12 protein-coding genes and 1 pseudogene are annotated in these 11,472 nt (G+C 68.6%); 7 read left to right on the top strand and 6 right to left on the bottom strand.

Annotated elements, in window-relative coordinates; all coding sequences use genetic code 11:
* The first annotated feature begins 364 nt into the window (after positions 1 to 364).
* Positions 365 to 844, top strand: coding sequence for a hypothetical protein (locus ACYVF3_RS13875; RefSeq protein WP_461154649.1), 480 nt, complete (start codon positions 365 to 367; stop codon positions 842 to 844).
* Entirely contained in the window at positions 841 to 1,095 is a 255-nt protein-coding gene (locus tag ACYVF3_RS13870; protein ID WP_461154648.1) for a hypothetical protein, read from the top strand. The genes ACYVF3_RS13875 and ACYVF3_RS13870 overlap by 4 nt, the downstream gene beginning before the upstream one ends.
* Positions 1,096 to 1,642: 547 nt before the next feature.
* Here ACYVF3_RS13870 and mihF read toward each other — a convergent pair.
* On the bottom strand, positions 1,643 to 1,954 hold the full coding sequence (gene mihF, locus ACYVF3_RS13865; RefSeq protein ID WP_363795055.1) for an integration host factor, actinobacterial type: 312 nt from the start codon (positions 1,952 to 1,954) through the stop codon (positions 1,643 to 1,645).
* Positions 1,955 to 2,184: 230 nt separating this feature from the next.
* Between mihF and ACYVF3_RS13860 the strand changes: the two genes are divergently transcribed.
* Entirely contained in the window at positions 2,185 to 3,474 is a 1,290-nt protein-coding gene (locus ACYVF3_RS13860) for a DUF1173 family protein (RefSeq protein ID WP_363795057.1), read from the top strand.
* On the opposite strand, the gene ACYVF3_RS13855 is transcribed toward ACYVF3_RS13860, so the two are convergent.
* Genes ACYVF3_RS13855 through ACYVF3_RS13835 form a run of 5 tightly spaced genes read right to left on the bottom strand, consistent with a single transcriptional unit; the run spans position 3,471 to position 7,299 of the window.
* Positions 3,471 to 4,661 carry an amidohydrolase family protein gene (locus ACYVF3_RS13855; protein ID WP_363795059.1) on the bottom strand — a complete coding sequence of 397 codons (1,191 nt, stop codon included), beginning with the start codon at positions 4,659 to 4,661 and terminating at the stop codon, positions 3,471 to 3,473. The genes ACYVF3_RS13860 and ACYVF3_RS13855 overlap by 4 nt on opposite strands.
* Positions 4,658 to 5,785: a DUF6545 domain-containing protein gene (locus ACYVF3_RS13850; protein ID WP_363795061.1), complete on the bottom strand. Its 1,128-nt coding sequence runs from the start codon at positions 5,783 to 5,785 to the stop codon at positions 4,658 to 4,660. The genes ACYVF3_RS13855 and ACYVF3_RS13850 overlap by 4 nt, the downstream gene beginning before the upstream one ends.
* A complete protein-coding gene (locus ACYVF3_RS13845; protein ID WP_461154647.1) occupies positions 5,785 to 6,420 on the bottom strand; it encodes a M48 family metallopeptidase in 636 nt (211 codons plus the stop codon). The genes ACYVF3_RS13850 and ACYVF3_RS13845 overlap by 1 nt, the downstream gene beginning before the upstream one ends.
* 31 nt (positions 6,421 to 6,451) lie before the next feature.
* A complete protein-coding gene (locus ACYVF3_RS13840; RefSeq protein WP_363795064.1) occupies positions 6,452 to 6,790 on the bottom strand; it encodes a hypothetical protein in 339 nt (112 codons plus the stop codon).
* A gap of 41 nt (positions 6,791 to 6,831) precedes the next feature.
* Positions 6,832 to 7,299 (bottom strand): transcriptional regulator, encoded by a 468-nt coding sequence (locus ACYVF3_RS13835; protein WP_363795066.1) that lies wholly within the window; start codon positions 7,297 to 7,299, stop codon positions 6,832 to 6,834.
* A 770-nt stretch (positions 7,300 to 8,069) separates the two neighbouring features.
* Here ACYVF3_RS13835 and ACYVF3_RS13830 point away from each other — a divergent pair.
* The 4 genes and pseudogenes from ACYVF3_RS13830 to ACYVF3_RS13815 all read left to right on the top strand — a co-directional run.
* A complete protein-coding gene (locus ACYVF3_RS13830) occupies positions 8,070 to 9,335 on the top strand; it encodes a hypothetical protein (RefSeq protein WP_363795068.1) in 1,266 nt (421 codons plus the stop codon).
* On the top strand, positions 9,332 to 9,634 hold the full coding sequence (locus ACYVF3_RS13825) for a hypothetical protein (protein ID WP_363795070.1): 303 nt from the start codon (positions 9,332 to 9,334) through the stop codon (positions 9,632 to 9,634). The genes ACYVF3_RS13830 and ACYVF3_RS13825 overlap by 4 nt, the downstream gene beginning before the upstream one ends.
* 3 nt (positions 9,635 to 9,637) lie before the next feature.
* Positions 9,638 to 10,459, top strand: coding sequence for a hypothetical protein (locus tag ACYVF3_RS13820; protein ID WP_363795072.1), 822 nt, complete (start codon positions 9,638 to 9,640; stop codon positions 10,457 to 10,459).
* A gap of 1 nt (position 10,460) precedes the next feature.
* Positions 10,461 to 11,472, top strand: a pseudogene (locus tag ACYVF3_RS13815) (hypothetical protein); the annotation flags it as partial.

Here is an 11,472-nt window from a genome sequence, read left to right as displayed (position 1 = left end):
CCATGGGCCGTACTCCAATCACAAAGTGATCTCATACACAACCCATCTGACAGGCCCGCAGCGAGAGTTTCAGGCTCTACTAGCGGTGTATCTATTCAACGCCGGACAGACAGCGGCTCCACCCGAGCAGACCAGAGTGCACACCCTGACCGCCTACAACCTCACCGTCTCCCCGCGGCACGACGAGCTCGTGATTTCCACGAATGCACCCGACAACCTGGTCAACTGGCTTGTCCCCCGACCGAGTTCGAGCTGCGGGGTACCTGGGATGAGGGTCCGGAGTTGGCCAAACGACGGCACATTCCGTTTGGTTCACCTTCCAACAGGCGGGCAGATCACCGTGACCTCTCGGGAGGAGCGAGACGTGGACTCGGTGGGGGATGAACAACGACTGGCTCGCGACTGGTTCACCTCCGACCGCGACGTCACTCGGCGCGAGCACACCGCTCTCGCCGCCATTCCTCCCATGTCCCCCGGGATCACACGCCTGCTTTCAGCACTGGTCGTCAGAATCTGCGCTAAACATCCACAACACAAGTGGGCTCTGGGCACGTGGTCATGGGACCCACTCAAGCGCGGCAAAGAACCAGGCGGAGGTTCCCCAGGTGATTTTGGGGGCGTGGAGCGCTACCTCTGGGGCGCACACGACGACTGGGAGCTGCGCTGGGATGGCTACCCCTTTCCCAGCGATGTCGCAGCCGCGCTGACCGACACCGTGGTCGGACTCGACGGAGTCCAGGTAACCGGGACCGATACCGCCTTCACCATCACACTTGAAGACGCGACGATCCGAGTCCAGCACTGGTCCACCTTGCCATCGACGGGCTGGGAGGACGAGCAATGAGCCGCAGGCCTCAGGGCAAACAGCCCGCGACAACGCCGCTCGTGCAGCTCATCCGACATGTGGTGGGATGCGACGACAGGACTCGACGCGCGACAACATTGATACTGGTGACAGCATCCGCAGCGGCGGTACTGCTGTTGCTTGCCATCACCGCCGTCGCATTGCTCGGCCCCCTCCAGACCAGCCTGCTGACGGCCGGCACAGCTGTGACCTACGGCGGGTACACGCTGATCCACCAACGACGACTCTGATTCGCCACGGTCCTCCGTTAACTGGCGCTTCTCCTCTGCGGACTGGCCGAGATCAAGCATCTGCGACCCCAGTTGTGATCATGTTTCTGCTGGTCAGGTGATGTTTGTCTGGCGTGGGAAGCAGTGGTGTCAATACTGACGCCAACTACCGAGGAACGGCGTCTTGAATCATGCAGTGGGAAGGTCGGCGCGTGGTGCCTCCGACCGGAAGTTAACCAGTGTTCCGGAACCGCCGTTCACTGGGTCGACCGTCGTCTGTGGGTCTCGTCGTGCCATCGCGTGGAGCATGGTCAGGCCTCGTCGCTGCGCACCCAGATTGAGGTGCGCAGCGATCGCAACGCACCCACACCGGGATCGGCTCGGGCAGCGTCCGGTGCGCCCGGACGCGGTAGTCGGGCGAAGCCTGATTGGACGATGGATCGAACATATGTTCTTATAATGACTGACCGGGCGTCGTGGGGGAAGCACGGCACCCGGTCGAGCGCAGGCCGCCCCGGTGATGCACCCGAAAACCCGGGGCGGGCCTGCGCACACGCCTTCGCGCGAATCAGCCAATGGCGGCCAGCAACGCCTGGCGCTGGCGTTCGCCGAGCCCGCCGAGCTTCCGGTTCTCGGCGATCTGGGCCTGCTCGAGCAGCTGGGTCACCTTCGCGGGGCCGTACCCGGGCAGCGCCTTCAACAGCTGCGTCACCTTAGTCTTCTTCACGATCTCGTCGGTGTCGGCGCGCTTGAGGACGCTCTCCACGGTGGTGGTACCCGTCTTGACCCCCTCCAGCAGCTCTGATCGTGCACGTCGCGCCGCGGCGGCCTTCTCCAGGGCTTGCTTGCGCTGTTCCTCGGACAAAGTGGGCAGTGCCATCGACATTCCTTCCGTTCGACGATTCGGCGGACATCATGACCTGGGACGACGACAACTCAGCCCGCACGTAGGCCTCGGCGTGTCGAAGAGCGGTCTCGCTACTGGCGCGGGGGTGTGGTGAGCGGCTTTGGCCGTGGAGTGCGACGCGCTGTCAGGGATTCGGGTGAGAATCGGGTTCGGGTACTGGAATCACCGTGGTCCCTGTGACCGTCCGGCGAGAGGAACCGCCCATGCCCATGCACCCACGAGCCCGCCGCAGGAGCAGTGGCGCGACGAGCGCGACCGGGAAGCCAGGTTCGGGACAGGTACGGCTGGCCGACCGGGACGTCGAGGTCGCTGACCTGAAACAGCGCCCCGACCGCTACACCGGGTTGTTCGGGCGTGCCCGCAGCGAAGTCGGCCACGCGGTGTGCCTGTGCAGGAGCGACGAGGTGGTGCGGTTGGTGATCCGCTGCCGGTCTGGGCGGTATCACCTGGCCAACTGGCCCGCCGGTGGCCACCAGCACGCACCCGGCTGTTCCTGGTACCGCAGCCCGTCCTCGACGTCAGGCCGCAGCACCTACGAACCGGCGATCAACGCCACCGAGGACGGCACCTCGATCCGGCTGTCCGCCCAGCTGACCATCCACGGTGTCTCCACTGATCCATCCACCACGCATGTACCGGTCGCGGCGAAACCTGGTTCCTCGGAGCCATCCCCTACGACCCAGCGGCGCTCGATGGGGTTGTTGGCCTTCTTGCACTACCTCTGGGAATCGTCGCAGCTCAACGTGTGGCACCCCCGTACCGGGCGTCGGGATTGGCGTGCTTGCCGGGCGCGGCTGGTCGAGCAGGCTCGTGACTGCCGGGTCAACCGCAGAGAGCTGGCGGAGGCGCTGTGGATCGTACCGCCGTTCCAGAGTGAGTACGCCGAGCACATCAACGCCGACTGGGACCGTTTCCTCGAGAGCTTGACCCCCGGCCGTTCACGGCGCCGCGGCTTGGTGCTCGGGCAGATCCGCCAGATCGCCCCCACGAAATACGGCTTGCGGATCGGATTGGCGCAGCAGCGGGCCCTGCTGTACGCCTCCCGGGAACTCATGGACCGGTGCACCCGCTCCTATCCGGTCGCGCTCGCCGCGCACGCGAGGGAAGCCGGACATCAGGTAGTGCTTCTCTTGATCGAGCGCAGCCCCGGGGGTTACCCGGTGATCAAGGACCTGGCGGCGATGCTGACCACCACGTTCTACGTGCCGGCGGACTCCAGCCACGAAGCGGAGATGGCTGACGCGCTGGTCTCCGCGGGACGCGCGTTCGTCAAGCCCCTGCACTACGACGGGGGAGGTGCGCACCCGGATTTCGTGCTCGTCGACGAGAGCCCGGAGGCCTACGTGGAGGTCTGGGGCGTGCGCGGCCGGGAGGACTATGAGGCCCGGAAGCGCGCCAAGCAGGAGCTTTACCGCGAGTCCGGCAAGAGGTTGCTGGAGTGGGACGTGCGCGACCCTTTGCCCGACCTCGCCCGCCGACCAGCGTTCCGTTAGCGCCAGTCGCCGTTCTGCATGACCGCCTGGACCCGGCGCACGGCGCCGAGGTCGTCACGGGGGTTGCCGTCGACGACGAGGATGTCGGCGGCCAGGCCCTCGGCGAGCGTGCCGGTCGTGCCGGCCAGCCCGAGTGCGCGGGCCGCACCGGTGGTGGCGTAGTCGAGGACCACCTCGCGTGGCACTCCCGTCCACTCGTAGAGCTCCAGAGTGGACGCCAGGTCGTTGAACTGGGAGTTGGCGGTTCCCGCCCGGCTACCGGGGAGCTGGGGCACGCCTGCTTCCCAGAGCCAGCGGAGCTTGCCGTAGAAGATTTCCCGCGCCCGTTCGGACCCCATGTTCGCGGCGATGCGCCGCCAGTTCAGGCTGGCGGTGACGCACACGGCGATGCCGCGCTCGGCCATCTCACGGGCGGCCTTGTCGTCGTAGTCGGCCTGGTGGGGGCCGGTGACGAAGCTGGCGTGGGCGATGACGTCGACGCCGGCGGCGACGGAGTCGGCGATGGCCTGCGCGCCGTGGGCGTGGGCGGTGACCGGCAGGCCCGCCTCGCGTGCCGCGGCCACTACGGTCTCGATCTCCTCGCGGCTGAACTGGGATTCGTAGGCAGCGGGACCGCCGCCGGGGCTGAGATGCCCGCCGGAGGCGATGAGGCTGATGAAGTCCACCCCCTGCTCAGCACGGGCGTGGACGGCCTCGGCCAGGTCGTCGTCGACGGCGCCGCCGAAGAACGCGGCGTCCCCGCCGGGGATGGTCAGCGGAGCTCCCGCAGTCAGCAGGCGCGGCAGGCGGCGAGTGTCTGCGTCGGCCTCGCGCAGCCGGGCGACCAGGCCCCGGCTGTCCCCGACGTCGCGCAGGGAGGTGATCCCGGCCCGCTGGGCGGCGGCGGCGCGGGTGTGCATGTCGGCCAGCAGCAGCTCGTCGTCGCGTTCCTCGAACCGGTGGATGATCTCGGACTGATCGGCGCCGGTGTCGAGTGCGAGGTGGGCGTGGGCGTCGATGAGACCAGGCATGATCGTGCCGCCGGGGAACGGGCGGACCTCGGCGTCAGTGGCCTGCTGGACAAGTTCGTCGGCGGGGCCGACCGCGGCGATCGCACCGTCGCGGACGAGCACACCGCCGTTCGGCACGATCTGGCCGGTCGGTCCGGGCAGGACCCGGTCAGCGGTCAGCAGGATGTCGTCGGTCATCCCTGGTCCCCTTTCTGCGCGTCGTCGGGCACGTCGAGCTGCTGGCGCACGGCTTTCGACAGCCGGACGAGCTGGCGTGCGTCGTCGCTGATCACATCGGTGAGCGTGTCGGTGTCCTCGGGGCGCTGGCCGGTAACCAGTGCCGGGTAGTACTCGCGGCTCAAGGTGGTGAGCTCGAGACCGAGTCCGGTCTGCGGCTTTGGGGATCCGGTCAACCGGGCGAGGCCGTCGGCGCACTCGGTGATGCGCCGACGGGCCTGGAACCGGCGCATGTCGGCCGAGCCGAAGCCGCGCGGATGCTCGACTGTGAGCACCAGTTCTGGGTACAGCGTGCGGATGGCGTTCCACAAGGGCGCGAGCTGCCGGTGCAACCACCAGTTGCGCACCCAGACCACCAGGGCCTGGATGCGGCCGAGCAGCACCGGCAGCAGGATGCCGCCCACCAGGCCGATGGCGCCGAGGGTGTCCGAGCGCGCGACGTAGTTGTGCGTGTCGGGTACGACCTGGCCGAGCAGGGACAACAGGGCCGCGCCACTGTCGACCAGGGTGCTGGCCGCCAGGATCAGCGAACCAGCGGCCACGAGCACCAGGCCGATGCGGGTGATCAGTGTGGTGCGCCGTAGCCAGCGGATGGCCCAGATGCCGGTCTCGCCGAACACCCAGGTCATGTACAGCCGCCCGGCGAGGGCGAAGATCCCGGCCGGTGCCGAGATGGTGGGGACGTTGTACATCTCCATCGGGTCGCCGATGGAGAACGCCCAGATGGTGCAGGAGACGAACACGGCCGTGGCCACGGCGGCCACGGCCAGTGGGCGGCGCAGCCGGCTCCGGATGGCGGCCGCGTCGGTGTAGCCCTCGATGTAGAGGCGGAACAGCACCAGCCCGATCAGGCTGGCCACGATCGCGAGGTTGGTCAGCAGCACGACCAGGCGCTGATCGACGAAGTCCCACGGGCCGCCGGGCTTGGCGCCGCGGCGGACGATGCTGGAGATGAGGTTCGCGCCGACGACGAGGATGAGCGCCCATGTCCCTGCCGTGACCGAACGCCGGTACCAGCGGTAGAGCAGCCACGCGGCGAGCAGGGCCGCGATGAGCCCGACTCGCAGGATTCCCCCTGGTTCCATCAGATGTCCCCCAACGTCATTCGAAGTCGCTGGTCAGTGGGTGAGACTGGGTAGACCGATCTGTCGGTTAGCCACGACAGCAGGATCGTGCCCATCGTCTCGGCTTCCCACTCCACGTCGTCGTCGTACAACGTGGCACCGGCGATCTCGTCCGGGTGAACCGAAGGGGCCGGGCCGCCGGGTTCTTGGGCTGAGGCGCGCAGTTCGTTGAGCAGGCCCGGCCGGGCCTGCTCGAGTTTGTCGCTGACCGGTGTGGCCCCGGTGTCGCCGGTGCCCAGCACCAGATGCAGCATCGACTCCGGGAGCATGTTCAGGTGCTCGCGGACGTCTTCGACCTTGGGCGCGATCTTCTTCCTGGGGTGTCCGGCCAGAATGTGTGCCAGTTCGTGCAGCACGATCACCAGCTGGTGGCTGGCTGCGGTGTTGCGCTGGTAGACCACGACTTCGCCGGTTGGGTCCGTGCCGGTCGCGCCGAACGCCGAACCCACCGGAAGGTCTGCGGGGGCCAACGTGATCGGCCGACCGTGCACTCGGGCGACCGCTTCGACCAACGTCCGCAGCGGGATGGGCGGGCGGACGTTGAGCTGCGCGAGGAGGTCTCGGCAGCGCTGGTGCATCGCGTCGTAGTCAGTCATGACCCCCCAGCGGTGACTGTGAGTTGGGAAATCACCTCAACAGTAACTCGGCGTAGAGACTCAGGTAGTCCTGAGCAGAGGCCACCGGGTGTCGGCAGGGCCCGATGACCTGCATGTTCCGATCTCGCAGGGCGGCGGCGAGCACGAGCACGGCGTCCACGACCGCGGTGGTGCGGGCGTCGGTGAAGTACTCCGGAGGAACCTCCAGCGCCCGAGTCAGCGCCCGCCGCTCGGCAGGGGAGGGCAGCACCGCTCCGTCGACCAGCTCGGCCAGCCATTCCACTGTGGCGCCGCGAACACCGTGCTCGCGGACTTCGGTGACGACGTCCTCGGGTGATCGGTCGCGGTAGTGCAGCAGGAACGCCAGCATCTCAGCGAACGCCCGTGGCTCAGGCTTACCTCTCGCCTCGGTCAACGCTTGTCGTCGCCACCAGACTCACCGGTGCCGGAATCCTCACCGCGAGCGGGCATCGTGTTGACCACTTGCAACAGCCACTGCTGCGTAGCCGGATCGAGCGTGGCCGCCCTGGTAGCGATGCCCTCCACTGCGGCGTTGCGCAGCAGTGCGAGTTTGGCCAGCTGCTCGTGCATCGCTTCGGTCTTCTCGTCTTCGGTCAGCAGGTAGCCGGGGTCAATGTCGAAAAACCTTGCGATGGCCCGCAGCTGCTGCGCCCCGGGGTTCGTGCGCTCGGCGCGACGCAGGTAGCGCAGGTAGTTCGGGCTGATCGTGGGCCCCTGATCCTTCGTCTCCTCCAGCCAGTCGGCGACCTCGTTGTTCGAGTACGGGCCCCGGTTCGGTGGGTGCACCGCCGCGAACAGCTGGTTGATCTTCGCGGCGAGCCGTTCGGCGGCCTGCCGTTCGTCGTAGCCCTCGCTCAACGTCCTCGCTCCCGCCACTGGTGTGCGTTTTGATCAGTGTGTCCTGCGCATGGCCGTGTTGACAACAGCCAAATGGACCAGCACTATTCACTAGTGTGCGCCAATCATAGCGGGAAAGCGCACAGCAGTGATCACAACGCGCCCATCGTGTGGAGTGCAAGGACCACTCGGGGGAGTTGGTCGTGCTCCATCCGTTGAAGGGCAGGTCAGGCAAGGCCGAGGGTCATCGCCTGGCTCAGTGGCCGCCGAGGGGGCTGGTCCAGGTGGGCTGGCTGTGAGGGCCAGCCCACCACCCGAGAGGGAAGTCCGGCTGTGGGGGCCGACTTCCGATCAAGGGGAACGGCCGAGTGCCGGTGAACAGCGTGGGAGCCGATCTCTTCACGCGGGAGGTGCCATATGAACCATCCGCGCACTCATCGTTGCGCATGAGCTAGATGTCTGGCGGTCTCGGGCCGCGCAACAGGCATCGCCCTACAGACATCCCATACGGGCAGTCCGCGGTGGAAGCCATGTTCCGCTTCGCCCGGCGCGCATCCCTTCAGCGACTCCGGCATTTGGCGCCGGGTGAGCACTCCTCGAGTCTTCGCAGCTCAGTAGCCCTTTGGGTGCTGAGTGAGGGACAACGCGTCCTCGAATAGCCCGGCCTGCCCTGCCGCTGATCGCGCGCTACATCGTGCCTCGGGCCGGTGCACGCACCCCGAGGCCGTGGACCAACGCGCCTTCATCACCGCCCGGCCCTGCGCACATCGGTCGGGAAAGGAGACGAAATCATGGTTGCTTCAGGGCAGAACTCGCTGGGGCGCAACGGTTTCCGCAACACAGCGACCGCCTCACTCGTCGGCACCGAGCAGGGCGAGTCTTCGGAACCTCCGGCGGCGGGCACCACACCGCCGTCGCTGCCGGAGCCGGAGCGCACGGCCACCTCCACCCAGTGGCCGTGCGCTCCCTCCCCTGCCGATACCGATCAGACGCAGCCCCACGGCCTCGCTGACCAGCCCAGTCCGGCACCTGCCGAACCCGGCGGTCTCGAGGTCCGCGACCGGCGCCTGGCTCGCGCCGCGGGCCGGGCGTGGCCGGAGCTGCCCACGGCAGACGTCGTCGGCGCGGTCGAGGCCGGGCAGTGGGCTGCGGCCGGTGCTGGCGACGAGGCGGGCCTGCGCACGGCCGTGCAGACCGGTCAGGCGGCGGCCGCCGTGCAGCGGCAGGGCCTTCCGCCGATCAGCGACACCCTCGCGGACTGGGCTGGATTCGGCGAGGTCATCCCGGTGCTGGGCGCCTCACCCGGCGCCGGAGCGTCTCTGGTCGCCACCGTGCTTGCCGACGCGTTGCAGCTCGTCGAGCAGCGCGTGCTCCTGGCCGATACCGCCGATCCCGCGCGCTCCGGCCTGGCTGCCGCGGCCCGCTCGGACGGCCCGGCGCTGGACGGCCCGCATCCCTCGGTGCGCATCCGGTTCTCCTGGCGCGCCCAAGCGCTGCTGGCACGGGTGGAGACCGAGCTCCCGGTGATCACCCCGGGCATGGTGCCGCCCCCGCGCTTCTTCAAACCGAAGCACCAGTCGGTGCAGGCCACCGTGGTCGACCTCGGTCACGACGCCTGGCGCGTGGCCTCGCATCCACTGGCGGGGGCCGGGGCCTGGCTGCGTGCCGGGACTCCGATGCCGAAACCGGTGCTGGTCTGCCGGGCCACCCGACCCTCGCTCCTGCACGCCGAACAGGTCCTGGCGCGCCTGGATGCCTGGAACCGCGCCGGTGCCACAATCCCGCCAACCCAGCTGGTGGTCGTCGGCGCAAAGCGCTGGCCCACCGGCGTGCGCGGCAGCGCCGGATGCCGCGTGTCGGCCCTGCTCGACGACGCGCTCTTCCTGCCGCTGATCCCGGACATCGCCACCTCCGGAATCAGCGCCGAGATCACCCCAACGCGGCTGCGCACCGCCATCACCCCATTGCTGCGCCGCTGGGAGCTGCTGCCCCAGACGGCGTCGTCGGCCGGGCGGCTGCCTGGCCTGTCCCGCCGCTCGAAGGGAGCCACATCATGATGATCCAGCAGCTCGCAGACACGGCCCTGCCCGTCCTGGCCCAGATCCCCAACCCAGGACCAGTGGCCCCGCCCGGCTCCGAAAAGGTCATCGAGGCCGTCGGCAACGTCAAGTGGGGCGCCGGCGTGGCGTTGATGGTCGGCTTCTTCATCGGCCTGCTGGTGTGGGCCGGTGGCCGGTGGGTCGACCACCACCGCGCGGGCAAGATCGGCGTGATCATGATGCTGTGCGCCCTCGGCGGCGGCATTTTGTACGGGGTCGGCTATCAGCTGATCAGCCACTTCGCGGCGGGGGCCTGAGTCATGGCCCCTCCCGTCACCAAGCAGCAGCAGCGCAGGCGCCGAGCCGGTCTGGGCCTGTCGGCCATCGTCGTGATGGTCCTGGCCGTCGTCGCAATGGCTGGCGCGCTGGTGGTCTCGCACTACGTCACCGACCGGCCCGCACCGGCTCCCGCCCCGCCCCCGTCGAGGCCGGATCCGGATTCGGGCGGCTGGGACCTGGCGGCTGAGCACGCCCTGGCGAGTGCCCCGATGGCGGCACTGCCGGCGCAATCGGCGCAGCCGCAGCCGATGACCACCGAGCGGGCCGGTGAGCCCATCACCGTTCCCGCGCCCACGCAGACCGCCGGGCGCTGGATCACCGGCGGGTTCCCCGCCACCCCAGAGGGTGCGCTAGGGCAGCTCACCGCCCTGGATGAGGCCGCGATGCGCGGCGGGGACCCGGGCACCTACGCACGCGGGTTCCGCGAGCTGGCGTTGCCGGGTGCCCCGCCGCCCGAAACCACCGGGCTGTACTCGCTGCTGCGCTCGATGCGCAGCAGCGCCGGGCTCCCGCCCACCGGCGCGGTGCCGGACCTGACCGCGAACTACCAGGTCACGCACGGCCAGATCAAAGGCACCACCGATGGCGGCCGCTACGTCGTGGCCTGCGTGCTCGGCCAGTTCTCGGTCGACTTTCAGGGCCAGACCCTCACCGCCGGTGTCGGCGACTGCCACGCCCTGCGCCACGTCGGCGGCGACTGGCGGATCTCGCCCGGCCCGCTACCCGCACCCGCCCCGAGCGCGTGGCCGGGCAGCGCGGACGCGGTCCATGCCGGTTACCGGGATCTGAAGAGGGGTGGCTGAGATGTGGCCCTTCGACGACATCGGTAGCGCGATCGGCGGCAAGCTCAAAGAGCTGGTCAGCTCGGCGTTTGAGACGGCGATGCAGGCGTTGTGGGACGCCAGCCTGTGGATTCTGCGGGAGGCGTTCCGGCTCGCTGACCAGTTCTCGGTGTTCACAGTCGATACACGCGAGGGCCCGATTTCCGTGCTCTGGCCCATGATGCTGTGGATCTCCGGTGTCTTGGCGCTCGGGTTGTTCTTCTGGCAGATGACCACGACCTCGCTCCGAGGCGGGCGCGGGTTCATGCGGCTGGTCGGCGGACCGGTCCAGTACGGGATCGCCCTGGCGATCACCGTCGGCATGGTGTCGGGGTTCCTGACCGCGGCCGACGGACTCACCCACGGCATCCTCCAGTACGGCCTCCAGTCGACGAACTTCCAGGACGCGCTCCAGCACACCGCGTTCGCCGACGCCGCCCAGGACGGCGTGAAGGCGGTCGTGCTCGGGATCTGCGCGTTCATCGGGGTCATCCCAGCGGGCATCGGCTACGTGCTGGAAATGCTGTTCCGCGAGGCCGCGATCTACGTGCTCGTGGCCACGATCCCGATCACCGCCGCGGGACTGCTGGCCAACGTCACCAAGGCGTGGTTCTGGAAGGCGATCCGCTGGATCTTGGCGTGCATCGCCATGAAGCCCGTCCTGGCGATGACGCTGGTGCTGGGCGTGGCCATCTCCGGCGGCTCGAAGGGTCTATCCGGGCTTCTGGCTGGCGTCGGGGTCTTGATCATCTCCCTGCTCGTCCCGTTTGTGCTGTTCCGGCTGTTCGCGTTCGTCGACCCGAACGCCGACGCCGGATCGGTGTTCCGCGACGCCCTCTCCGGGGTCGGGGTGTCCTCCTACGGCTCCGGCAACCCGGCAATTCAGGCCGCGAACGCCCTCGCCGGCGGCGGCTTCGGAGGTGGGGGCAGCGGCAGTGATGCGCAGGAGTCCGCCAACGCCGACCGCTTCGACTCAGCGATGGCCGACTACGCCG

The organism is Saccharopolyspora tripterygii, assembly GCF_054778355.1.
This window is presented reverse-complemented; position numbering and strand designations above follow the sequence as displayed.

Excerpts from the sequence above, each read along its gene's own strand:
- mihF (WP_363795055.1), bottom strand. The coding sequence starts at position 1,954 with ATGGCACTGCCCACTTTGTCCGAGGAACAGCGCAAGCAAGCCCTGGAG.
- ACYVF3_RS13860 (WP_363795057.1), top strand. The coding sequence starts at position 2,185 with ATGCCCATGCACCCACGAGCCCGCCGCAGGAGCAGTGGCGCGACGAGC.
- ACYVF3_RS13830 (WP_363795068.1), top strand. The coding sequence starts at position 8,070 with ATGGTTGCTTCAGGGCAGAACTCGCTGGGGCGCAACGGTTTCCGCAAC.
- ACYVF3_RS13825 (WP_363795070.1), top strand. The coding sequence starts at position 9,332 with ATGATGATCCAGCAGCTCGCAGACACGGCCCTGCCCGTCCTGGCCCAG.
- ACYVF3_RS13845 (WP_461154647.1), bottom strand. The coding sequence starts at position 6,420 with ATGACTGACTACGACGCGATGCACCAGCGCTGCCGAGACCTCCTCGCG.
- ACYVF3_RS13820 (WP_363795072.1), top strand. The coding sequence starts at position 9,638 with ATGGCCCCTCCCGTCACCAAGCAGCAGCAGCGCAGGCGCCGAGCCGGT.
- ACYVF3_RS13840 (WP_363795064.1), bottom strand. The coding sequence starts at position 6,790 with ATGCTGGCGTTCCTGCTGCACTACCGCGACCGATCACCCGAGGACGTC.
- ACYVF3_RS13855 (WP_363795059.1), bottom strand. The coding sequence starts at position 4,661 with ATGACCGACGACATCCTGCTGACCGCTGACCGGGTCCTGCCCGGACCG.
- ACYVF3_RS13870 (WP_461154648.1), top strand. The coding sequence starts at position 841 with ATGAGCCGCAGGCCTCAGGGCAAACAGCCCGCGACAACGCCGCTCGTG.
- ACYVF3_RS13850 (WP_363795061.1), bottom strand. The coding sequence starts at position 5,785 with ATGGAACCAGGGGGAATCCTGCGAGTCGGGCTCATCGCGGCCCTGCTC.